This is a genomic window from Natrialbaceae archaeon AArc-T1-2, from assembly GCF_030273315.1.
GTDB lineage: Archaea > Halobacteriota > Halobacteria > Halobacteriales > Natrialbaceae > Tc-Br11-E2g1.
Genome location: NZ_CP127174.1, coordinates 3,017,207 through 3,039,474, shown reverse-complemented (window position 1 = coordinate 3,039,474; position 22,268 = coordinate 3,017,207). Strand labels below are relative to the sequence as shown.

Here is a 22,268-nt window from a genome sequence, read left to right as displayed (position 1 = left end):
ACACCCCTTGGCGGGTGTCCCCAAGGGGACAGAGTCAAAAAATTACGGCACCCCACCCCCACCTTCGTGCATCTCCAGTTGATCCAGATGAAACGCACCCCTGCGGTGCGCGTGAAAATTCAATTAGCGGTCGCGAGAAGCTGCACCCCTAATCTCCTGTCGTGTACGTGAGCCACCAGCAACCTTTTGCACTCAGGTCGACAACCCGGGAGTATGAGCCTCACGACCGACGACTTCGCTGAGTTCATGGCAGAAGATCCAGCGGACGACGAAGAGGTCCCACTCGGTGACGCACTCGAGGAGCTGGCAGTCGACATCGAAGTCGATGCAGTCGAAGAGGTTCGGGACGTCCGTGAGCGAATATGAGGCTCTTTCTCGACACGAACGTGCTCGTCGCTGCCGTCACACGTGATACTGAACGGTCGGAAACTGCGGTGAGCGTTCTCAACGACGCCGATGACACGTACACGTCGGTGCTAAATCTCATGGAGCTTCGAAGCGTCCTTGCCAAGAAAAAGCAGTTCGACCGCAAGCGGGTCGAACAGATCGAACAGCGGGTGTCGTCACGGACGACAGTCACGTTTCCGGACGCCTCCGACGTGATCGAGGCCAACCGCCTTCAGGACGAGACGCTCCTCTATCCAATGGATGCACTGGTACTCGCTGCTGCGAACGCTGTCGATGCGACACTCGTTTCGTTCGATGCCGAACTCCGTGACCACGGTGCGAAATCTCCCGAGAAGGTATTTTAGCCCTCACTATGCCCCTAAGGGGGCAGGGCAATTGCGCGGCTCGCATAACGCTCGCCGCGCTCGAGAAAGACGAGCCGGCTGATACCAGACGGAAGAACGGGTAATGCGGCGGCGATAGGGGAAAGCGGGACCTCGATAAGAGTCGTTGTCGAGTCCGCTTAGGAAGGGGTCAGAAGATATCCGAGATCGCGATCTTCGCCTGTTGGGTGTCGCGGTGATCACCGCCACCGTGCCACCGGAGTAGCGGGAGATCGCACGAGCGAACCATCTTGTCGTTGACGACCGTCAGTCCGGAGCGACCATGTGGCCGATACACCGCGAAACAGTACCAGCCGTCGGCCCGCCGGAGCTTTTCGTGGTACGTGCGGTAGACTTTGAACGTCCCCGGCTGGCCGTCGGCGTGCTCGAGCATGGTGCTCTTGATTTCGACGGGCGTGCCGTTCCCGAAGCGGGCGTCGTGCCAGCTCGAGCGTTCCAGGTCGAACCGTCGTTTCTTCGCCATGCGCTTCTCGACGATCGTGCCGAAGTGGTTCGCGCGCTTCGAGCGGGATTTCACGCACACCACGCGCGTCGCGCGCCGATATATATACGCCTCCGCTGCCCTCGAGCCGCGCGCCCATCGCCGCCGGATCCGGCCCGCCAGGGCCGGAGCCGGGGCTGGCGCGGTGGGCTGTGGGCTCGAGTGAAGGGCGGTCGGTTCCGCTTGACAGGCAGGTATCCCGTCGTCGTCATGCGATCACCCGCTCGACGGTGTCAATCCACTCTTTTTTCTCGCCGCCGTCGTCGATGTCGTTCCACCAGTTTGCGACGGTTGCGTGGCTGTAGGGGACGAATTCGGCGGTTTCGCGGGCGGACATCCCCTGCCGACGACACTCTTCCATCGTCCAGGCGGCCACCCGTTTCACGTCCTCTTCGGCGATACCTTCGTTTTCCTTGTCGTCGGCCGACGCCGTCCAGGACCAGTCCGCCTCGTCTTGGGTGTGGAAGCCCCAGTCGGTCGGTGGGATGCCCTCGAGCGGGCGAGGGTCGACGTCGACGAGCTTGCCGCCGGAGACGCGGTCGGCGACGACGGCTCGCTTCTGCGACGTCTTCTTGATGATCGTGCCGACGCGCCACAGCAGCGGGTGGATGGAGGACTCGCCGTGTGCGATGTAGATGAGTGCGCCGCCGTACTTGCGGATCTTGTAGACGAGCGGTCCCATCTTCTTGCGGACCTTGTGGCCGTCCGCGCCGGTTCCCGAAGCGTTCGTCGAGAACTCGTCGCCGATGAACAGCTTCGGCTGTTGGGGATTGTCGACGGGGTCGCCGTCCTGTTGCACCCACTCCTCGAGCAGCGGGTAGTTCGGAATCCAGCCGTCCTCGACGGAGCCGTCGTCGCGAACCCACGAGTCGAGCCGGTCGAGCGTCCGGATGTTCGAGCCGACGAGGAGATCGCCGTCGACCCACCGCTCACGGAGCTGGCCGAGCAGTCCGGCGAAGTCGGTCTTGCCCGCACCCATCTCCCCGAGCACGACGATCACGGGCGCGGGACCGGCGACGATCTCCTGGAGTCGGGTGATCGCTTTGATGCCCGCCAGGTCGGCCTGCTGGGACGGGTCGCCGATGTAGTGTTTCAGGGTGACCGTGTCGCCGTTCTCGAGGGCGTTTCGGGCGGTGTGGCCGCCTTCGGCCTGGAGGATCTGGCGGTTCTTCTCGACGGCGAGGTAGTCTTTCGCCGCCTTGCCGTTCCAGCGATCGGGATCGTGGTGGAGTGCCCGGACGGTGAGCTGGCGATCGAGCTTCTCGTCGCGAACGAACCCCGAGTGTGGGAGCACCTCCTCGGGGTCTGCCTCGAGGTTGTTCTGCTGGTACTCGCGAAAGCCGCCGACCGTGTAGTTGTCCTGTTCGTCACTCATGGGTTCCTCCGTCGGTCGCTGTCTGTTCCGTCGCCTGTGCCTGGGTCTGGGGGAGTCCGCCGGTCGTCTCGATGCCGTGTTCGTCGCTGTACTCGCTGACGTAGTCGGTGACGTCTTTGATCTCGTCGAGGTCGCGCTCTTCGGCGTCTTTCTTCGCCGCCTCGAAGCGATCCTTGACCGTCGTTCGGGGGTTCATCAACCCGCGTTCGTCGGCTTCGGCTTCCTCGTTGACGACGTCGCGTTGAATCTCGAGTCCCATCTTGGAGATGCGCCCCCGGAGTCGGTTGTACTCGAGGAAGGCGTCGACGAGGTCGCCGTGGACGTCCTCGAGCATGGCCTTGGTGGTGACGAGTTTGGAGTCGGCCAGCTGTGAGAAGTAACAGCCCCGGACGACGAGATCGCCGGTGTCGCCGTGGTGGTCGAACTCGCGGACCTCGAATGCGTCGCCGTCGTTGACCGGATACGGCGACGGTCCCTCGACGGTTTTCTGGTTCCAGAGTTCGGGGGCGACGTAGAGCTTCCGGCGGGTGTCGTCGACGCCGTTGATGTGGTGAACGGCCACCATGTTGCGGTTGCGGAGCTTCCGAGCGCCGGTGACGAACAGCGCCAGCAGCGGCGGGCCGAGCAGGAGCAACGCGGCTAACCAGCCGTAGACGATCGACGGAATGCCCGGCAGCGACGGCCGCCACCAGATGAGTGCCACCCCAAGCGAGACGAGCACGCCGAAGACGACGAGCTGGCCCTCGGCAGCGATGTAGGTGAGCCGGTCGCTCCAGCCGCCGAAGGTGGTACTGGTGTCGCTCACGCTTCGATCACCCCGGATTCCTCGCTTCGGACGACGTACCACGCCCCGAGTCCGGCGAGTAAGGTCGTCATCCCGACGCCGGAGAGCAACCCGCTCGTGCCGCCGAAGTGTCTGAACGGATCTTCCCCTTCGGTTCCAGTGGAGATGTACGCACCAGCGCCCTCGCGTTGGGACAGCTGCGTCGCGAACGTGACCGCCGCCTCGCCCTCGGGGTTGCGGACGTCGATCGTATGCGTCGACTCGCCGTCCGGGGCGGACACTGTCGACGTCGCGAACTGCCCGGTGCCTTCGTCCATCTGTCCCGACTCGGCGTAGGTGATCGTGGTTCGGGAGTCGGCGTCGATCTCGACGGTGAACGTGCCACCGCTGTAGTGCCAGTCGGTGATGCACGTCTCGGAGTCGATCGGCTCGAGACACGTCGGTTCGTCGGGGTCGGTCGCGTTTTCGACCGTCTCGTTTGCTGCCTGTGCTTGTGCGCTCACGCCGCCCATGCCCATCGCCAGCGCCACCGCTGCCAGCGTCACGAAAACGAAAAGCCGGCGCATGGTCAGTCCCCCAGGAACGGGATGTTACTGGTGACGAACCCGACGACCGCCGTGATCACCACGGCGATTATCGCGAACCCCGCCAGGGCACCGCCAGCCTCGAAGGGATCGTCCGGCATCCCCGGGAGTGCGACGCCGCCGTCGTCATCGTCGTCCAGGGCTTCCTCGAGTTCGTCGACCTGATCGCGCAGATTATCCATGCGCTCGATCGTCTCCTCACTGTCGACCTCCGTGGGGTCTGCCACGTAGTCGATGCTACGGGAGTAGTCGACCGACGGGACGATCTCGACCGACTCGACTGTCTCGCCATACTCGAGGTCAGTCTGCTCGAGCACGTAGTCGTCTCCGTCCTCGATCACGTCCGTCAGGTCGGCCGTGTGATCGTTGGTCTCGCCGTAGACGCGGATCTTCCAGCCGTCGTAATCCTCGTGCGTCGGGTCGGCGATCGGCTCCGGTGGGTCGTCGCCCTCGTGGACGATCACGCGGCCGTCGTCGCCGGCCGTATCGCCGGCTCCGTCTACTGTCTGCTGGTCCTCGAGGCCGTCGGTGTCGATCACCTCGAGCGGTTCGTCACCCGACAGCAGTTCGGTTTCAAACGAGTCGTCGATGGCGCTTTCGTAGCCGAAATACGCCATGTCGTAGTCGTCCGACTCGAGCACGGTGCCCGGCGTGATCGAGACGGGTTCGGCGTCGCCGAACTGCGGATACAGCAGTCCCTCGAGTTCGTCAGCCTCGAGGTCGGGATGCGAGATTGTGGCGCGGTACCCCGTCTCGTCGGGCACCTCGGCACCGACCGCGAGCAGTTCCGCGGCGAGGCGGGATTGCTCGCTCGAGTCGGCGAATTGGTCCACGATACCTTGGCTGCTCAGGATGTCGGCAGGGTCGAGTTCGCCCTGGGCAAATCCAGCATATAGAGACTCCACTAAATCCGGGATGTCTGACTGGATATTAATATACGCCTCATTGATCGCTCTGAGAGACAGTCTATAACCCCCATCTACCTCCAGCGTGATGAGCCTGATCGTGGGCAGATCGCTATGATGTGCCCAAATAGCGTCTCGCCTCACGACGGGGTGGTCTCCAGTCCAGTCATCGACAGACAGGTCAGATAGGTCATCTAGCGGATGGAACAGCATATCCTCGCCGATAGTTGGGCACAGGGCATAGATCGAATAGGAGTCTCCATCATACTCGTCGATCTCATCAGGATCGACAGGAAGATCTAGGTCCCACTCCCAGATCGCATAACTATCGTCATTGACCTGGGACGCCTCAACAGGGGTAATGCGTGCATCCCCGTCGGGGTCAGACGAGACGTAATCACTCCCATATTCCTCCTCTATGTCCGATACTGATCGGTCGGTAAACCTCTCCGTGTCGTCGTCCTGCGAGTGCAAGACGTGAACGCCCTCCTCGATCCCGAGAGTGATCTGTTCAGCGAGGCCGTTTATGAGGTCGTTCCATCTCGATATCTGATTTATCACTGCGATGGTAGTCCGGCGGTCGAGTGCGTCGTGAGATGCTGATATAGCGTCTGACTCGCCGTCGCCGTCGACCGCAGCACGAGCGACCGCTGCGCGGATATCCTGATACGCAGCGCGACCGTATGGAGTGTTCTCTGGATTCTCGGTCCGGCTTCCGTCTCCATCGGTATATTGAGCCTCGACCTCGGCCTCAACAGACTCACGACCTGTTGATAGCGTCTCGGCTGCATGATATATTTGATCCTCGATAACATCGTCCGAGTCTATATCAGGGTCCTCATCGCGTAGTTGGGAGTACGTATACCTCGCCCCCGCATATGCCCCGATCATTACCGCTCCAGCGAGCGGTGGGGCCGCCTGTGCCCGGCCGATCGGAGCGTATTGCGGAGCGACCTTCGAGCCTCCCGCGCCGATCGCCGCGATCGCGCCGGCCGTCGTCGCGCCACGTCGGAGTGCCTGTCGGCGGGTGATGCCGTCGCCGGTACGATCGCCCTCGAGTGCCTCGCGAACCTCACGGTCGGTCGCTTGTGTGGGCTGTGGGCTGTTATGGGCTGATTCGTCCGTCTTAGCGTCTGTAGCACTCATTTTTGATCACTTGTAGGCGATGATGTAGAAGGCGGCACCGTTGAGCATCACGAGCAGCCAGCCGAGCGGCCAGTAGTCGTGAATCGTCACCGAGACAAGCGGCACCAGCTCGCCGAGGATGTTCAGGATGATCGCGAGCAACAGCACCACCGTCTCGACGTCGGTCCACTCTTCGGGCGTCTGTTCGTTCGTGAGCCAGGCGGTGACGACGACGACCATCCCGATCACGAACGAGTAGGTGATGTCCGTTCCGTGCGCGCTGTAGAGCGGGTCGGACATCGACGCGCCGATCGGGGCGAGCATCTCGACGGCGAACACGCCCGCGGTGACGACCGACGCCAGCACCCAGATCGGTGCCAGGATCGCGTCGTTCAGATCGATACCATCTTCCCGCCGAACTGCCGACGGGACGTACTTCTGTGGCAATGTGAGCGCCATACGACCGCGCCGTCGATCCAACCCGGCTAAAACGTCAGGGAAACAGAGGTTCACCAACTTTATTACACGGCGGATTGCCCCCCGGGTCATGGCACTGAATAAACTACGCCAGTTGGACCGCGATTCCGCCGGGATCACCCTGCCGAAAGGAGACCTCCAGGTCGAGGGACTCGTCGACGAAAACGGCGACGTCGACGGTGAACACTACCTCCACGTGCGCCACGTCGGGGATGGTGAGTGGACCCTCGAGTTAGTCGAGGAACTATGAACGCAGCCCCGTCGATGGCGGTCTCGAGTCCGACCCCTGGGGGTTGCTCGCGAATGTATACGGAGACCGCGATGTATGCACCTGCGAGCCGTGGGCGGTGGGCCGCGGTGCATAGAATCGCTCCGATCGGGCCGGGAGTCCGCGCCGATCACGCCGGCACCCCGACACCCCTTCATAACGCACCGACCGGTTGCTCACCCGCGAGCGACGCGAACCGACCCCCCGTGCATACCTCCAGTTAAGACATGACCACGCGAACCAGCCTCAAGCTCACCGACGAACGCCAGCGCAAGCTCGACAAGGCGAGTGCGATCGTCGCCGCCGACGAGTACGACGACCCGCCGATGTCCGTGGTGATCGACGCGGCGTTGACCCACCTGCTCGAGTCCGAACAGAACATCCAGAACGCCCGCGACGAGTACGACCCCGAGACGATCCAGGCGATCGCGAACACCTCCGTGCTCGGGTTGCGATACCGGACGAGTGTCGAGAGTCGGTATCGATAACGACAGTCAGTTCTCTCACTGGGTCACCAAACCCTCGAGGCTTCGAGCTGCATCGGCAGAGATGATGATGTCTCTCTCACCGAGTCGGACCGGACCGTCGGCGACGTCCTCGATGAGGTCGGCCAGCGACGTCAGGTACTCCCGGTTGCGTTCCTCGCGAACCGTCAGCGTGTCCTTGCCTTCGCGTTCGACCGCGCGGTTCTCGAGATACGCATGCACGAACCGTTCTCGCGTCTCGTCCGGTGCGTCCTCGAGGTAGTCGGGAAGCGCCAGCCGTTTCCCGGCTTTCGGACCGACGGGTGCGCCGAGTGCCGCCAGCGTACGTCCCAGAACCGTGCCGTCCTCGGTCGGTCGAGCCTCGTCGGCACGGCCGTCACGATCGTCGACGATCCGGTAGTCGATTCCGGCTAACTCGAGCGCGTCGATTACGTGCGCTTGCTCGCCGTGTTGGGTGAGTGCGAACGACGGCTGGTAGTACTGTCCAGCGATCGATCCGCCGGAGAAGACGTTTGCGACGAGTGCATTCAGTCCCGAAAACGTCTCGTCATCGAACCCGGCGTGGAGCCAGCCGTACTCATGGGCGGTGTCGATCGCGCGCACGGGGTCGGGGGAACCCCCGTCGAGCCACGTTCGGATTCGCCCGCGAGGGACGTCGTCGAATCGGGCGGCGAGCGCACTCGAGCCCATAGTGGGGTGTCGCGAGGAGTAGGACATCACCGAGCGATACTGTTCGACGGCCTCCCATGCATCGACGTAGTGGCCGCCGTCGAAGGTGTCGGCGAGTGCGCGCTCCGAGAGTGGCGAGTCGGACATGCTCGTGGTTTGGTGTCGGATCGCTAAAGGGTTCTGGCTGACGGGTCGTTCAGCGAGGGCTTGAATCGGTATTCAGTATGTCGATTATCAGATGTGATAGCCTATCACCGCCGCTAAGTCTCTGGATCTCCTGACTATCATCTAGTTTTATATACCATCGGTTAGGAGTATTGACCATCACGCCAAAACGGCAGGAAGGGTGACGACCGTGGGCCAGTAGACCCCCCATCGGCGTCATGTGGTGATCATACCACTGGGAACAAAAGTCTTCTTGCCGAGATGGTGTGACAACCGAACACGTAAACATGTTAGATGGAAAGAAGGTAACACGGAAACTGGTGGGAAGTGAAGACGAACGGGCTGTCTCTCCTGTCATTGGGGTGATACTCATGGTGGCCATAACAGTCATCCTGGCCGCCGTGATCGCTGCCTTCGTGCTGGATCTTGGTGACTCAATCGATAGTGAAGCTCAAGCAGGTGTGTCCGTTGATAATAGTGTTACCGATGCAGAGACCCAGGTTACGTGGCAGTCCGAGGGTAACTCGGAGAGGGTGACAATAAATATCACGCTCAGTCAGGTTGATGATACTGGAGAGGCAACTGCAGAGGAAACGCTTGATTCAGTTGGTGACAGCGTGACGTTCGATGCTGAAAATTATGATGAGTGGGTTGATGATAGTGATTATGACCCTGTCGAAGGTGAAGGCGACGAATCCGTTGCTGGAGAGGTCGTCGTGACTGCAGAGACTGATGAAGGCGTGACCACGGTCGTTTCTTCCGACACAGTTGAGTGGGAAGACGCAGAAGTCGACGACAACTAACCACGCCTCACGAGACAGCTTCTTTGTTTTCTTTCGTCTGCTCAAGTCGATAATTGGGTAATGAGTGATGCTGAGTGCATAGCCAAGCAATCTCCACCAATTACATCACAATTACACAAGTGTTAATACTGGACAGTTATATATCATATAGGGCTCCAGAATACAATGTTGGATGTTATCATAGTCATGCCAATAGTGTTTAGTAAGCTGTAACCACGATCACCTTTTTATCTCATCCACCCGTTCTATCAGCAGTAATTAATACCAGCTACTGATAGCGATAGCGTATGATCACAGACGCTCGAGCCCTTCGCCGCTCATTCGTTCCTTCGGAACTCGAGCATCGCGACGGGCAGATTTCACACCTCACGGCGGCGTTGCGCCCGATCACCCACGAGTCGCCGGGTGAGCACACGTTCATCTATGGGCCGAGCGGGTCGGGAAAGACGACGCTTGCGAAGTACGTCGCCGAACGCCTCGAGCGGCAGGCGGTGAACTTTCGGTGGGGGTACGTCAACTGCATGTCGGACTCGTCGACGAACGCGGTGCTCCAGCGACTCGTTCGGACGGCCGGCCTCGCGGCACACCTCTCGACCGACGGCACGCCCTCGAGCGAGTTCTACGACCAGTTTCGCGAGTTCGATGGGCAGGTGCTCGTGATCCTCGACGAAGTGGATTGCCTCGAGGACGAGACGGTCGTCCACGCGCTGTACGACGTCCCGAACGTGACGATGATCGTGATCACTATCGACGAGGACGACCTGCTCGCCCGAACCGACAGCCGCGTCCAGAGTCGCCTTCGCTCGATGACGACGGTCGCCCTCGAGAAGTACAGCCACGCCCAGCTGGTCGACATCCTCCGGGCGCGCATTCGGGCGGGGCTGGCTCCCGGCGTGATCACGTCGGCGGCGATCGCCGAGATCGCCGATGCGGCCGCCGGCGACGCCCGCGAAGCGATCGCGATTCTTCGCCAGGCCGCGACGGTCGTCGACTCGAGTGACGAACGCGAGATCACCGTCGACGTCGTCGGTCGTGTCGAAGACGACGCCCGCGAGGAGATCCGTCGCGATCGCGTCGACGACCTCGGAACGCACAAGCGGCTGTTGTACGACATCATCGAGGCGGCCGGCGAGATCGGAGCGACGGAGCTTCGCGAGACCTACGAGCAACGCTGTTCGGAACCGAAGGGCAACAGCACCCGACGGCGGTATCTGGGATCGCTCGAGGACAAGTACGAGTTGATCGCCACCGACGGCTGTGGGAGAGGGAAGGTCTATCGCGTCACCGAGCCCTGATCGTGATTCACCTTTGCTTTCCGTTCATTTCCGCCCATTCGCGTAGCGCCCTCGAGCCGTCCGATTTCGGCGGGTAGCGCACTTCCGTTCAGTTTCCGCCCACGATTTCGGCTTTCCGTCCATCGGAGTAGAGGCCGTGAAACGGTTCTTTTCGACACGGAGAGCGGTTTTCGGCCCGTTTTCCGCCCATCCACGGGTCAGCGTTTATTCCATATCCGGCGTTCACCCACACATGTCTGTCAGAACCGATGACAGTCCCGACCGAAAGTTGCGACGAGTGACGACCGATCTCGAGGACGGTCGCTCCGTCGACGTCGAGATCACCGGCGATCCGGACAACCACGCCCGTGTCGACGTCCGCATCGAGGGCGGCCGTCGGTGGGTCTTCGGCGTGAACGAGGACGTCGCCGTGCCCATGTTCGACTTAGACGCCGACGGTTACGAGAATCGTGACGGCGAGCTGCCCGCGTGGATCGAACCGCTGTTACGCCGGCTCGGACTCGAGGGGGTGGACGCGTGAATCGGTTACTCCCCGTCCGGCTCGAGTTCCGAGGCGTCGAGATCTCCCTCGAGGTACTTCTCACCCACTCCAGAGAGCGTATAGAACCCTCGAGACGGACGTTCAACCAGTCCGTACGACTCGAGCTTCCGAAGACGCGTCGTGATGTAGTTGTTGTTCCTGCCAGTCGATTCAGAAATCAGCTTCGGCGTTCCAGCCCCTTCAGATTCGAGATACTCGAGAATTTCGTCATCCGACCTTGTCATCCATTCAGCACGCTTTCTCATCACTATAGTTATGGCCATCTCAGGTTCTTGAAATCGAGCATTGGCTTAGGTATTATAGAGAACTATCTCACTTTAAAGATCTTGGGCTATACAGAAGCTAAGGTAAGCTTAGATTTATGTAACTGTAGTATAGACTATTGGGTGACGCGAGCTTCACGTGGACCCGACTGTCCGTTGGGTCCGTCAGTAAAATGCGGACCGGTGCTTGGGACACCGGGTCCGCGCGGCTCGCGTAGGGATGGTACGCAAGCCATGTACGACGACGATTCACGGGGCCTTGAAAGCCCCGACCGACCAGCGGCATCGACTGTTTCCGACCAGCGACTCGTCGCCGACGGCGGCACCGCGTGGGGAGATCTCACCGGCTTCCAGCGCGACGTCCTGGCGGCGATCGCCCGCCTCGAGCGCACCGACGAGACGCCCTACGGGATGGCCATCGGGCGCGCCCTCGAGGACCGCCACGGCGAGGTCGCGGGCGGCTACCTCTATCCGAACCTCAACGACCTCGTTGCGGCCGGGTTCGTCGAGAAGGCCAAACTCGACGACCGGACGAACAGCTACACCCTCACCGACGAGGCGAAAGCGATGCTCGAGGAGCGCGCACTCGAACTCGTCGACGCCTGTGGACTGTCGGTCGCGATGACCGACGGAGGACGCATGAGCGACGAGTTCCACGCCCTCGAGCGCCAGGCCGACGCCCTCGAGCGCCAGACCGAGGCGATGGAGGCGATCGCGACGGAACTGCGCTACCAGAACGCCGTCCTGTGCGAACTGCTGGCGTCGATGGACGACCTCGCCGCCCGCGTCGACGAGCACCACTTCGCCGACCACGAGCCACGGCAGCGTTCGGGAACCGCTATCCAGACCGACGTTTCCGACCACCTGCTCGAGCGCGACGACGCCGAGGACTCGCGCATGGGCGTTGGGCCGAAGGGTCGCCCGACGAACTGGGGTGAGGAGCAGTGAGCGACGACCTCGAGCCGATCAGTCCCCAGGAGGCCGTCGATCTTCACCTCGAGGCGATGCGCAACGACTCGGCCGAGTGGACGCGTACCTCGCACAAGAGCCACCTTCGAGCGTTTGTCGAGTGGTGCCGCGAGGAGGCCGGCATCGACAACATGAACGAGTTGTCCGGCCGTGACCTCTATCACTTCCGGGTGTGGCGTCGCGAAGGTGGTTACTCCAAGGGTCAGGACGAGGAGATCGCCCCGAAGACGGTTCACTCGGTGCTGACCACCATTCGTTCGTTCCTCCGGTTCTGTGGCGAGATCGAGGCCGTTCACGAGGACCTGTATCTGAAGGTCCCGCTGCCGAGTCTCTCGCCCGGCGAGGAAGTCAGCGACAGTTCGATGGTTCCGGAGCGAGTGCCGCCGCTTCTCGAGTACCTCGATCGGTACGAGTACGCGAGTCGGGACCACGTTTCGATCCTGTTGATGTGGCACACCGGCGCTCGGCTTGGTGGCATTCGCGCACTCGACGTCCAGGATTGCGAACTCGATGGACGAAAGCCGTCGATTAGGTTCGTTCACCGCCCGGAGACCGGAACGCCGTTGAAGAACGACGAGGCGAGCGAGCGCGTCAACCGGATCAGCGACCGGGTAGCACAGACGCTTCAGGACTACATTGACGGTCCTCGAGAGGAGGTTACCGACGAACACGGCCGGCACCCGTTGGTGTCGACCGCACAGGGTCGTGTCTCGCCGTCGACCCTCCGAAACACGGTATACAGGTGGACAATCCCCTGCAAAATCGGCGAGGAGTGTCCACACGACGAGGACCCGGACACGTGTCTGATGACGACCCGCAACACGGCCTGTAAGTGCCCGTCGTCGCGGTCACCGCACGATATCCGGAAAGCGCGGGTGACTAAGTACAGAAACGACGGTATCGCCCGTGGCATCGTGTCGGATCGTCTCGACGCCTCCACCGACATTCTCGACAAGCACTACGACCGCGCCTCGAAGCGCGAGAAAGCAGATCGACGATGGACAGAGATTCAGCGTTCACAATGAATCACGAAACTACGAAACTGGCAGCAAGCGCGGGGGTCAAGGCCCGTCGCGCCCGTTCTCGGACGTCCCGTTTCGGATCCACCAGCCCGGAGCAGGGCGTTTCTCTCGTCTTCCGTCGGCGTCGAACCGCAGTCGCTTTTGACGCCGGCACCGTCGCCGGGACACATGGGAGACGAGATCACCGTCGACGTCCCGGTTCGCTACCGCGACCTGGATACGCTGAATCACGTCAACAACGCCGTCTACGCGAGCTACATGGAAGAAGCCCGCGCGGCCTACGCCGAGGAGGTGCTCGGACTCGCGTTCGACGAGTACAACTTCGTCCTCGCGACCCTCGAGATCTCTTTCGGCCGGCCGGTGACGATGGACGACGACCTCACGGTCGCCGCCGAAGTCACCGGGCTGGGCGAGACGAGCGCGACGATGACCTACGACGTACGCGCCGACGACGAGAGCGTTGCGACCGGCGAGACGACGCTCGTGTTCGTCGACCGCGAGACGAAACGACCGTCACCGATCCCGGACGAGATCCGCGAGCGAATCCGCGAGCACGACGGTCTCGAGTCGTAGCCCGGGCGAGAGATCTCGAGGCGAATCGGGCTCACGGGATTCGTCCGCCGGTCAGCCGAACGACCCCGAGCGCGTGGCGTTCGTCGGCGATCGCGTCGGCCCGGTCGCGAAGCCGGTCGTGTGCGGCCGTAATTCGTGCGTCGAGCCGACGGGTCGGATCGTCTTCGTATCGGAGTTTCGTCGTTGGCGGCGTCGAGAGGACGACGACGGCACGGAAGAGAGCGTTGATCGGCGGCGCGTACGGCTGTCGGCTTCGGGCGGCGTTGACGAGTACGACGTGCCCACCTGGAGAAACGAGGTCACACCAGTCCGCGACCGCCGCGGCGGGTTCGGGGAGCATTCCGGCGACGAACGTCGCGAGCACGGCGTCGACGTCGTCGGCCACCGGCGGTTCTGTCGCGTCCCCGCGGACGAGGTGGACGTTCTCGACGTCGGCGGTGGGTTCGCGAGCGCGCTCGAGGACGGGTCGAGTGAAGTCGATGCCGAGTACGCTGCCGTCGGTGCCGACAGCCTCGGCCAGGAACGGCAGGTTCGCACCCGTCCCACAGCCCATCTCGACGACGGTGTCGCCGGGTTCGAGACGACAGGCGGCCGCCGCTCGCCGCCGGAGCGACGCGATGCCGGGCGTAAACCGCGCCAGGTAGTCATAGAGGCGAGCCCAGCGACCGTAAAACGCCTGTGCGTCTTCGGGACTGGACGAGGCGCTCATAGCAGCGATCGGACCGTCTCCGCGACCGACTCCGGGTCGGATCCGAGGACGTAGACGATGGGTTCGATTCCCTCGCCGCCGGTCTGGTACAACACCGTCGCGTCGGGCTCGGCTTCGATGACTGCCCGAACGCTCGCGTCGACGTCGTCGGTTTCGTCGAACTCCGCGAGGACGTGTCCTCGTTCGCGAAGTGCCGTGAGTAGCTCCGGGTCGTACCGGATGTTGACGGCCGCCGACGCGTCGCTCCCGGCCGCTCGTGCGGCGAGTAAGACGGTCGCGACGTGTTCGGAGACGCCGAACTCGGGACCGCCGGGGACCGTCGCCTGCCCCCTGACGTCGAAGATCCGTCCCGGAACGCCCGCGACGTCGTCGATGTCCTCGGCGTCGGGAATGCAGGCGACGAGGTTCGATCCCACGGCCGGGATGAGCGAGGCGAAACTGCCCGCGTTCTCGAGGACGCGCAGTCCGCGTCGCAGCGACGAGAGGACGCGCTCGCTGGTTCGTACCTCGCTGTCCGGATCGTGGACGCGAAACGTCGAACCGTGATCGGCGAGTTCGGGGACGGAGTCTTCGTGGAGGCGAGCCAGCAGGTCGCCGCCGGCTTCGAGCTCTCGAATCAACACCTCGAGTTCGATGAGCACCTGGACGGGCGTCACGTCGCTCGAGGCGAGCCCGTCGGCGAGGTGTTCGATGCGTTCGCGGACGCGATCGTCCTCGGCGATGCGGTCGTTGATTCTGACGTCGCCGTGGGCGTACTTCGAGACGGCGCTCTGGCTGATCCCGAGGACGTCGGCGACTTCTCGCTGGGTGAATCCTCGTTCGCGTAACTCGCCGGCGAGCAGCGACCTGACAGTCGGGAGAAACTCCTCGACGACGATCTCTTCGACGAATTTCATCCGTTGGGTTCAGTTACGCGTCCGTCCGGGATAACTGTAGGGACTGCCTTCAGCTGTGTACGACACCGAACCCTCCTCGCGTTCGGCTCGAGACGGCACTCAATCCGCCGGTACCTCCTCGAGGACGTCCGCCGGTGGCAGGTCGTCGACCAGCACGACGGCCTCGCCCTCGAGCAGTTCGGCTCCGTCCGAATCGACGACGGCGGTCGCGACGCGAAACTTCGACTCTCCGAGGTCGTCGACGATCTCACAGCGTGCCGTCACGCGTTCGTCGACGTCGATGGGAGCACGAAAGCTGACCTCCTGGGAGAGGTAGATCGTCAGTCCCGGCAGCCGAGCCAGCGACGCGCTGACGAGTCCGAGTGCCAGTACGCCGTGTGCGATCCGGCGACCGAAGCGGGTCTCGGCGGCGTAAGGCTCCTCGAGGTGGAGGCGGTTCGTGTCGCCGGTGACGTCGGCGAAGGACTCGACGTCGGCCTCGGTGACCGTCTTCGAGAACGTGGCGACGTCGCCGACGGAGACGGTCGTCTCGTCCGCGCCGTGGTACTCGAACGTCCAGTCGTCGCGTTCGTACTGGGTGTCGGTCCGGACGACGCGTTTCGGCGGCTCCGACTCGTGTGTGATCGGCGGACGCAGCAGCTGGGGGATAAAATACGACAGCTCCGCCGCCGTTACGATGCCGACGAGGTCGCCGTCGTCGACGATCGGCAGGTGTTCGACGTCGCTCGTGCGGAGTCGATCGGCGGCGTCGCTGACGGCGGCGTCCGGTTCGATCGTCGTCAGTGGCGCGGACATGACGTCCTCGAGGCGGGCGTCGCCGAGGTCCCGGCGATCGCAGAGCTGTCTCGCGAAGTCGCCCTCGGTGACGATGCCGACGGGCGCACCCTCGCGAACGACGACGATCGAACTGACGTCCCGATCGCGAATCCGTTCGGCGGCTTCGGTGACCGTACTGTCGGGGGGAGCCGTCGTGACGTCCGTGACCATCACCTCGGTGACGGGGATCGTGTCGTGCATGCAGGCTCCGTACGCCGGCCCGGGTCATAGTACCGCCCCCGAACTCGATCACGTCGACGCCCTGCTACTCGGCGGTCGCGAGCGGAGCCAGGCTCAGGGACGACGGAGTCGAGTGCCGTCCTGGACCAGCTCCCCCCGCTCGAGGGCGTGGTCGACGATCGACTCGGCCTCGTGGTCCCCGAGGTCGTACGCGCCGGCTGCGAGCGACTCGAACTCGCGTCGGTCCATCGGGAGTTCACGGTTTCGCAACAGTCGGAGCGCCTTGCCGTAGGCGTTCGGTGGTCGATCGGAACCGTTGGACGGATCGTCACCGGCGTCTTCCGCGTCGGCGTCGTCGCCGTCGTCGCCGACCGGATCGACGTCGTCGGTTCCGGCGTCGTTCGAGTCGGACTCGTCGCCTTCGATCGGGACGACGTGGCTCCGGTCGTTCTCGAGCGTGATTGCGTCGCTTTCTCCCGTCCTGTCGTCGATGTCGGCATTCGATCGATCACGTCCGTCTTCGTCCCCATCTCCGCCCCCGTCTTCAGATCCCGCGCCAGCACGGGCGAGTAAGGGCTCGAGTAATGCCTCCAGACGCGGCTTGCAGTCAGCACAGAGGACGACGCGTCGCTGTTCGTCCTCGCTCGGCTCGAGCTCCGGGGGGAGCAGTTCGAACGTCCCGACGGCGTCGGCGTCACAGAAGTCACAGCTCCGGAGTGGATGCATACCCGTCGGATGGATCCGGCCCCTCAAAAACGTCCGTCAGACGCGATCGACGCTCTCGTCGCCGATCGCCGGGGATTATACGACGGCGCTCGTATACCATCCAAGCGATGTTCGACGAGATCATGGAGAAGTTCGAGGGGTCACCCAGCCAGCAGGCCGTCATCCGGCTGTTGCTCGAGCGCGGGTTCTCGGTCAACGACGAGGGGCGGGTCGTCTCCGGCGGCATCGAGATTCCCAACACGGGGATCGCCCGCGAGATCGACGTCGACCGCCGGGTCGTCGATTCGACGACGGACGCCATCCTCGAGGATCCCGAACTCAGACGGATCTTCCAGAACATCTCGCAGGTGCCGAGCCTGATGGACCTCGCGCCGGTGCTCGATCTGACGGTGCTGACGATCGAACCGATCGACGCCGACCGAAAGGGGATCGTCGCCGCCGTCACCGGAACGCTCGCCGACCACGACGTCTCGATCCGCCAGACGATCAGCGAGGACCCCGAGTTCACCGACGACCCGCGACTCTATCTCGTCACCGACCAGGCGCTGCCCGGCGAGCTCATCACCGAACTCCGGGAGTTCGAGTTCGTCCGCAAGATCGAGCTACAGTGATACGGATTGTTGTAACTATGTACCGGGGCAACCGCACCCTGTCTTGCGGTTGCCCCGGTATGGACGTACAGCAGTCAGTATGACTTCTCGAGCAACGACCGGACGTACTTCGTGACGTGATCGTCCATCCGGCGTTTGTACCCGGCCTGGCGAGCCAGCCGGTCGAGCTCTCGAGCGATGAGACTGCCGTACTGGACGGCCTTTTTGTCCCGGTCGGCGACCGACGCAGGCAGATACTCCCTCGCGACGAGTCGCAGGCCGCGCTTTCGCGTCTCGTCGTCGATGAGCAACTCGGTCGGCAACGCGAGTGCAGCCTCGACGACCACGTCGTGGAGAAAGGGCGCGACGGGCTCGATCCCGGCCGCCTCGATCGCTAAGACGTCTCGTGGCAACTGCTCGGGAAGCGTCCGGATCTGCTCGCGGACCGCCCCCCGGACGGTGTCGGCCTCGACGCGGTGATCGAGTCGGGCGACCTTCTCGTAGCCGCCGAACAATTCGTCCGCTCCCTGGCCGACTGCGAGCCGATCGAAGCCGTCGTCGGCGACGCGTTCGGCGACGAGATACAGCCCCAGTGCGATCTGGACGTCCATCGCGTTCGTGCGTCCGGTCGCCCGCGCCACGTGGGGTACCGCACGCTCGAGATCGGCGGGCTCGAGGTCGACGACCGTAAGGTCACGTCCCATCGCCTCGGCGGCGGTCCGGGCCGCTTCGACGTCGTGGCTGTCGGGGAAGCCGACGACGTAAAGCGGGGCGTCGAGCAGGGACGCGAGGAGTGCCGAGTCGATCCCGCCGGAGAACGCGACCGCGACGTCGTCCGGGGTCACAGCCGCCGCGCTCCGAATCGCCTGATCGACGGCCTCGAGGGCGCGCTCGTGGTCGGCTTCGGGCTCGGGGGCCGGAAGCTCCCAGACGCGGGTTCGGCCGTCGTCCTCGAGGACGGTACCTGCGGGGACCGGAACGGGATCGGCGAGTTCGGCGGGGGAAAACGCCCAGACGCGCCCGTCGTCGGCGTGGGCGAGGCTGGCCTCGTCCTCGAGGTACAGCGGCACGCGCCCGAGAACGTCCCGCACCAGCCGGCCATCGAGTTCGCCGGCGAACCCCGTCGTACCCGGCAGGGGGTCGCCGGACTCGAGAGCGCTCCGGACGGTTTCGGGGCCGGTACCACGAATCATTCGAACAGCTCCGTCACGCGGCTTTTCACCCGTCGTTTCGCCCCGCCGGCGGCCTGTCGGAAGCTGATGTGCCAGGGGGTGCGTTTGCCCTCGACGGCGGTCCGACCGTCGGCGATCGCCTCGAGGATCGCGTCGGCGTCTCGCTCGTCGGCGCCGACCCGGGTCACCGCCTGGCCGACCATCTCGCTGACGTGTGCGTCACTGCCTGCGGTCATCGGGAGGTTTCGCGAGCGAGCGTACCGTTCTGCCTGGCGGTTCGAGCGGCCGGTGAGCAGCCGCGAGTTGTAGACCTCGATTGCGTCGGCCCGCGCGAGTTCTTCGCGGGAGATCTTCGCCAACACGCCGTGGCGTGACTCCTGAAACGGGTGCGGGACGATGGCGATACCGCCCTGTTCTCGGACCCGCGCGATCGTCTCGCCGAAGGGCAGGCCCGCGGGGACGGTCTCTTCGATCCCGAGTCCGAGGACGTGACCCGCCTTGCTCGAGATCTCCATTCCCGGGATCCCAACCAGCCCGTACGCCGGGGCGTGTTCGACCGCTGCGAGACTGGCGTCGATCTCGTCGTGGTCGGTGATCGCGACGGCGTCGAGCCCGACGGCCCGGGCCTGCTGGAGAATGAGATCGACCGAGTCTCTGCCGTCGTAGGACAGCGACGAGTGCACGTGGAGTTCGACCGACAGCACAGTCGTATCGACGCCATGACCGATCAAAAACGGCTCGATCCGCAATTCGGCGGTTCCCGTTGTGTTTTTCCCGCCGTCGTCCGTACGTCCGGCATGGAAACTCCGACCCAGCGAAATCGCTTAGACGAAGAGGAGAGCCCGTATCTCCGCCAGCACGCGGACAATCCCGTCAACTGGCAGCCGTGGGACGACGAGGCCCTCGAACGGGCCCGCGAACACGACGTTCCGATCTTTCTGTCGATCGGCTACTCGGCGTGTCACTGGTGTCACGTCATGGAAGAAGAGAGCTTCGCCGACGAGGAGGTCGCCGAAACGCTCAACGAGAGCTTCGTCCCGATCAAAGTCGACCGGGAGGAACGCCCGGACATCGACAGCATCTACATGACCGTCTGTCAGATCATGACAGAACAGGGCGGCTGGCCGCTTTCGGTGTGGCTCACGCCGGAGGGGAAACCCTTCTTCGTCGGTACCTACTATCCGAAACGTCGCAAACGCGGCGTTCCCGGGTTCCTCGAGGTCCTCGAAGAGGTCACCGACGCCTGGGAGAACAGACGCGACGACGTCGAACAGCGTGCCGACCAGTGGACGAAGGCGACGAAAGACCGCCTCGAGTCGACGCCGTCGGCAATGCGCGGTGGTGCGCCGCCGTCAAGCGGCGTCCTCGAGACGGCCGCCAGCGAAGCGAACGACGACGCAGACCCCAAATACGGCGGCTTCGGGGCCTCGAGCGGGCCGAAGTTCCCCCAGACGTCACGGCTCCACGCGCTCGCTCGCACCTACGACCGGACGGGCGAGGAGGCGTACCTCGAGACGGTCACCGACGCGCTCGATGCGATGGCAAACGGCGGACTCTACGACCACGTCGGCGGCGGCTTCCATCGCTACTGCGTCGATCGGCAGTGGACGGTGCCTCACTTCGAGAAGATGCTGTACGACAACGCCGAGATCCCGCGGGCGTTTCTCGCCGGCTACCAGCTCACCGGCGACGACCGCTACGCCGAAGTCGTCGAGCAAACGTTCGAATTCCTCGACCGCGAGATGACCCACGAGGACGGCGGCTTCTTCAGCACGCTCGACGCCAGAAACGAGAACGAGGAGGGCGAGCAAGAGGAGGGACACTTCTACGTCTGGACGCCCGAGAAGGTAACCGAGGCCGTCGACGACGAGACCGACGCGAAGCTGTTCCGGTACCGCTATGGCATCTCCGAAGACGGCAACTTCGAGGGCGATACGGTGTTGAACGTCACGACCTCGATCGCGGACCTCGCGGACGTCCTCGACCTCGAGGAGAGCGACGTCGAGAGGCGACTCGAGTCGGCCCACGAGGAGATCTTCGACGCTCGGGAAGAGCGGTCCCGCCCCGCCCGCGACGAGAAGGTCCTCGCGGGCTGGAACGGACTCATGATCTCGACGCTCGCGGAGGGCGCGATCGTCCTCGGCGATGACGCCTACGTAGCCCAGGCCGTCGACGCCCTCGAGTTCGTCCGCGAGCAGCTCTGGGACGCGGAAACGAGCCGGCTCAACAGGCGGTACAAGGATGGGGACGTCGCCGTCGACGGCTACCTCGAGGACTACGCGTTCCTCGCCCGCGGGGCACTCGACTGTTACCAGGCCACAGGCAACGTCGACCACCTCGCGTTCGCGCTCGAACTCGCCCGGGCGATCGAGGCCGAGTTCTTCGATCCCGAGGCCGGGACGCTGTATTTCACCCCCGAGAGCGGCGAGTCGCTGGTCACTCGACCCCAGGAGCTCGACGACGCCTCGACGCCGTCTTCGACCGGCGTGGCCGTCGACGTCTTGCTCTCGCTGTCTCACTTCGCCGACGCGGACTTCGAGCAAGTCGCCGGCACCGTCTTGCAGACTCACGCCGACCGCCTCGAGGGCAGTCCGCTGGCGTTCGTCACGCTCTGTCTCGCCGCCGACCAGTACAACGCGGGCGAACTCGAGATCACGGTCGCCGCGGCGGAGCTTCCCCGGGGGTGGCGCGACCGTTTCGGCGAGGCCTACCTCCCCGACCGACTGCTCGCGCGTCGACCGCCGACTGCGGACGGACTCGAGGACTGGCTCGAGGCACTCGACCTCGAGGAGCCACCGACGATCTGGGCCGACCGCGAGGCACGCGAGGGCGAGCCGACGCTGTACGTCTGTCGGGCTCGGACGTGTTCGCCACCCGTTCAGGATGTCGAAGCGGCGCTCGAATGGATCGGCGAGGTCGATCCGGCGGACGAGGACGAGGACGAGGACGAGGACGAAGTCGATGAGAGCGCCGAAGACGACGAGACGGAGGCCAAGTGGCTGAACCCGACGGACGCCGACGGCGACGACACGGCCGGCGACGAGGACGAGGACGAGGACGAGACCGAGGACGGACCGTTCGGCTTCTAGCCGCTCGAGAGGTGGTTACGGTGGCCGGTAGAAGAGAGCGACGGAACGCGACGATCAGGCCGTCTCGAGCGCTGCTTCGATCTCGTCGGCGAGCCAGACGGCCGGCGGACGGTCCTCTTCCTCGACGAAGCGGACGAGTTCCTCGCCGTTTGCGCGCTCGACGACGATCGTCGGGATGTACTCGACGTCGTACGCCTCGACGCCCGGGCCCTGCTTGTCCCGATCGACGGCGAACTCCTCGATGCGCTCGTCCGGGACGTCGGCGGCCTCGAGTGCGGCACCGAAGTCGGGCAACAGAGCGCGGCAGTCCTTACACCAGTCGCCGCCCCAGATCTTGTAGGTGAGTTCGTCGCGGTGGGCAGCGAGTACCTCGACGGTGTCCTCGTAGGCGACGGCGTCCCACGTCGGGGTCGGCCGCATGGTTTCGAGAGCCATACGTGGTGTTTGGACGCGGGAGGCATAAAAATCGGCCCTGTATCCCTGTCGTCTGGGGGTAGGGGGGAGGGAATGGAACG

The 22,268-nt window shown here is 63.8% G+C and carries 27 protein-coding genes; 12 read left to right on the top strand and 15 right to left on the bottom strand.

What is annotated here, in order from left to right:
- Positions 1 to 213: 213 nt before the first annotated feature.
- Complete coding sequence (locus QQ977_RS15695; protein ID WP_285926719.1) at positions 214 to 366, top strand: hypothetical protein; 153 nt, start codon at positions 214 to 216, stop codon at positions 364 to 366.
- Entirely contained in the window at positions 363 to 752 is a 390-nt protein-coding gene (locus tag QQ977_RS15690) for a type II toxin-antitoxin system VapC family toxin (RefSeq protein ID WP_285926718.1), read from the top strand. The genes QQ977_RS15695 and QQ977_RS15690 overlap by 4 nt, the downstream gene beginning before the upstream one ends.
- Before the next feature lie 169 nt (positions 753 to 921).
- Here QQ977_RS15690 and QQ977_RS15685 read toward each other — a convergent pair whose 3' ends face one another.
- The 6 genes from QQ977_RS15685 to QQ977_RS15660 form a co-directional block, all read right to left on the bottom strand.
- Positions 922 to 1,254 (bottom strand): hypothetical protein, encoded by a 333-nt coding sequence (locus QQ977_RS15685; RefSeq protein ID WP_285928720.1) that lies wholly within the window; start codon positions 1,252 to 1,254, stop codon positions 922 to 924.
- A 226-nt stretch (positions 1,255 to 1,480) separates the two neighbouring features.
- A complete protein-coding gene (locus QQ977_RS15680; RefSeq protein WP_285926717.1) occupies positions 1,481 to 2,647 on the bottom strand; it encodes a hypothetical protein in 1,167 nt (388 codons plus the stop codon).
- Positions 2,640 to 3,452 (bottom strand): hypothetical protein, encoded by an 813-nt coding sequence (locus QQ977_RS15675; protein WP_285926716.1) that lies wholly within the window; start codon positions 3,450 to 3,452, stop codon positions 2,640 to 2,642. Before QQ977_RS15675 ends, QQ977_RS15680 begins: the two co-directional genes overlap by 8 nt.
- Positions 3,449 to 3,997, bottom strand: a complete 549-nt coding sequence (locus QQ977_RS15670; RefSeq protein ID WP_285926715.1) for a hypothetical protein — start codon at positions 3,995 to 3,997, stop codon at positions 3,449 to 3,451. The genes QQ977_RS15675 and QQ977_RS15670 overlap by 4 nt, the downstream gene beginning before the upstream one ends.
- A gap of 2 nt (positions 3,998 to 3,999) precedes the next feature.
- On the bottom strand, positions 4,000 to 6,066 hold the full coding sequence (locus QQ977_RS15665; RefSeq protein WP_285926714.1) for a hypothetical protein: 2,067 nt from the start codon (positions 6,064 to 6,066) through the stop codon (positions 4,000 to 4,002).
- Between the two features lie 6 nt (positions 6,067 to 6,072).
- Positions 6,073 to 6,504, bottom strand: coding sequence for a hypothetical protein (locus QQ977_RS15660; protein WP_285926713.1), 432 nt, complete (start codon positions 6,502 to 6,504; stop codon positions 6,073 to 6,075).
- An 88-nt stretch (positions 6,505 to 6,592) separates the two neighbouring features.
- Here QQ977_RS15660 and QQ977_RS15655 point away from each other — a divergent pair, with 88 nt between their 5' ends.
- Together QQ977_RS15655 and QQ977_RS15650 are read left to right on the top strand one after the other, a co-directional pair.
- Positions 6,593 to 6,772, top strand: a complete 180-nt coding sequence (locus QQ977_RS15655; RefSeq protein WP_285926712.1) for a hypothetical protein — start codon at positions 6,593 to 6,595, stop codon at positions 6,770 to 6,772.
- A 245-nt stretch (positions 6,773 to 7,017) separates the two neighbouring features.
- Positions 7,018 to 7,278 (top strand): DUF7386 family protein, encoded by a 261-nt coding sequence (locus QQ977_RS15650; RefSeq protein ID WP_285926711.1) that lies wholly within the window; start codon positions 7,018 to 7,020, stop codon positions 7,276 to 7,278.
- Between the two features lie 15 nt (positions 7,279 to 7,293).
- On the opposite strand, the gene QQ977_RS15645 is transcribed toward QQ977_RS15650, so the two are convergent.
- Positions 7,294 to 8,091, bottom strand: coding sequence for a hypothetical protein (locus QQ977_RS15645; RefSeq protein WP_285926710.1), 798 nt, complete (start codon positions 8,089 to 8,091; stop codon positions 7,294 to 7,296).
- A gap of 284 nt (positions 8,092 to 8,375) precedes the next feature.
- Here QQ977_RS15645 and QQ977_RS15640 point away from each other — a divergent pair, with 284 nt between their 5' ends.
- The 3 genes from QQ977_RS15640 (at position 8,376) to QQ977_RS15630 (ending at position 10,727) form a co-directional block, all read left to right on the top strand.
- A complete protein-coding gene (locus tag QQ977_RS15640; protein ID WP_430540835.1) occupies positions 8,376 to 8,912 on the top strand; it encodes a type IV pilin in 537 nt (178 codons plus the stop codon).
- Between the two features lie 287 nt (positions 8,913 to 9,199).
- Complete coding sequence (locus tag QQ977_RS15635; RefSeq protein ID WP_285926709.1) at positions 9,200 to 10,207, top strand: Cdc6/Cdc18 family protein; 1,008 nt, start codon at positions 9,200 to 9,202, stop codon at positions 10,205 to 10,207.
- 232 nt (positions 10,208 to 10,439) lie between these two features.
- Positions 10,440 to 10,727, top strand: a complete 288-nt coding sequence (locus QQ977_RS15630) for a hypothetical protein (protein ID WP_285926708.1) — start codon at positions 10,440 to 10,442, stop codon at positions 10,725 to 10,727.
- 5 nt (positions 10,728 to 10,732) lie between these two features.
- Here QQ977_RS15630 and QQ977_RS15625 read toward each other — a convergent pair whose 3' ends face one another.
- The gene (locus QQ977_RS15625) at positions 10,733 to 10,972 is read right to left on the bottom strand and encodes a hypothetical protein (RefSeq protein ID WP_285926707.1); all 240 of its coding nucleotides are present in this window, start codon (positions 10,970 to 10,972) and stop codon (positions 10,733 to 10,735) included.
- Between the two features lie 273 nt (positions 10,973 to 11,245).
- Between QQ977_RS15625 and QQ977_RS17295 the strand changes: the two genes are divergently transcribed.
- The 3 genes from QQ977_RS17295 to QQ977_RS15605 all read left to right on the top strand — a co-directional run bounded on the left by QQ977_RS17295 (position 11,246) and on the right by QQ977_RS15605 (position 13,575).
- Positions 11,246 to 11,959, top strand: a complete 714-nt coding sequence (locus QQ977_RS17295) for a PadR family transcriptional regulator (protein WP_345783343.1) — start codon at positions 11,246 to 11,248, stop codon at positions 11,957 to 11,959.
- Positions 11,956 to 13,005 carry a tyrosine-type recombinase/integrase gene (locus QQ977_RS15610; RefSeq protein WP_285926705.1) on the top strand — a complete coding sequence of 350 codons (1,050 nt, stop codon included), beginning with the start codon at positions 11,956 to 11,958 and terminating at the stop codon, positions 13,003 to 13,005. The genes QQ977_RS17295 and QQ977_RS15610 overlap by 4 nt, the downstream gene beginning before the upstream one ends.
- Before the next feature lie 165 nt (positions 13,006 to 13,170).
- Positions 13,171 to 13,575: an acyl-CoA thioesterase gene (locus QQ977_RS15605; protein ID WP_285926704.1), complete on the top strand. Its 405-nt coding sequence runs from the start codon at positions 13,171 to 13,173 to the stop codon at positions 13,573 to 13,575.
- Positions 13,576 to 13,606: 31 nt separating this feature from the next.
- Here the strand turns inward: QQ977_RS15605 and QQ977_RS15600 are convergent, their stop codons facing one another.
- The 4 genes from QQ977_RS15600 to QQ977_RS15585 form a co-directional block, all read right to left on the bottom strand.
- Positions 13,607 to 14,284: a class I SAM-dependent methyltransferase gene (locus QQ977_RS15600; protein ID WP_285926703.1), complete on the bottom strand. Its 678-nt coding sequence runs from the start codon at positions 14,282 to 14,284 to the stop codon at positions 13,607 to 13,609.
- Positions 14,281 to 15,180, bottom strand: a complete 900-nt coding sequence (locus tag QQ977_RS15595; RefSeq protein WP_285926702.1) for a thiamine-phosphate synthase family protein — start codon at positions 15,178 to 15,180, stop codon at positions 14,281 to 14,283. The genes QQ977_RS15600 and QQ977_RS15595 overlap by 4 nt, the downstream gene beginning before the upstream one ends.
- Positions 15,181 to 15,279: 99 nt before the next feature.
- The gene (locus QQ977_RS15590) at positions 15,280 to 16,197 is read right to left on the bottom strand and encodes a CBS domain-containing protein (RefSeq protein WP_285926701.1); all 918 of its coding nucleotides are present in this window, start codon (positions 16,195 to 16,197) and stop codon (positions 15,280 to 15,282) included.
- Between the two features lie 93 nt (positions 16,198 to 16,290).
- A complete protein-coding gene (locus QQ977_RS15585; RefSeq protein ID WP_285926700.1) occupies positions 16,291 to 16,902 on the bottom strand; it encodes a hypothetical protein in 612 nt (203 codons plus the stop codon).
- A gap of 107 nt (positions 16,903 to 17,009) precedes the next feature.
- Between QQ977_RS15585 and QQ977_RS15580 the strand changes: the two genes are divergently transcribed.
- On the top strand, positions 17,010 to 17,513 hold the full coding sequence (locus tag QQ977_RS15580; protein ID WP_285926699.1) for an amino acid-binding protein: 504 nt from the start codon (positions 17,010 to 17,012) through the stop codon (positions 17,511 to 17,513).
- A 74-nt stretch (positions 17,514 to 17,587) separates the two neighbouring features.
- Here the strand turns inward: QQ977_RS15580 and QQ977_RS15575 are convergent, their stop codons facing one another.
- The gene (locus QQ977_RS15575) at positions 17,588 to 18,685 is read right to left on the bottom strand and encodes an asparagine synthase C-terminal domain-containing protein (protein ID WP_285926697.1); all 1,098 of its coding nucleotides are present in this window, start codon (positions 18,683 to 18,685) and stop codon (positions 17,588 to 17,590) included.
- A complete protein-coding gene (locus QQ977_RS15570) occupies positions 18,682 to 19,368 on the bottom strand; it encodes a PHP domain-containing protein (RefSeq protein WP_285926696.1) in 687 nt (228 codons plus the stop codon). The genes QQ977_RS15575 and QQ977_RS15570 overlap by 4 nt, the downstream gene beginning before the upstream one ends.
- A gap of 93 nt (positions 19,369 to 19,461) precedes the next feature.
- Between QQ977_RS15570 and QQ977_RS15565 the strand changes: the two genes are divergently transcribed.
- A complete protein-coding gene (locus QQ977_RS15565; protein ID WP_285926695.1) occupies positions 19,462 to 21,753 on the top strand; it encodes a thioredoxin domain-containing protein in 2,292 nt (763 codons plus the stop codon).
- 54 nt (positions 21,754 to 21,807) lie between these two features.
- On the opposite strand, the gene QQ977_RS15560 is transcribed toward QQ977_RS15565, so the two are convergent.
- Positions 21,808 to 22,188 (bottom strand): TlpA family protein disulfide reductase, encoded by a 381-nt coding sequence (locus QQ977_RS15560; RefSeq protein ID WP_285926694.1) that lies wholly within the window; start codon positions 22,186 to 22,188, stop codon positions 21,808 to 21,810.
- Between the last annotated feature and the right edge of the window lie 80 nt (positions 22,189 to 22,268).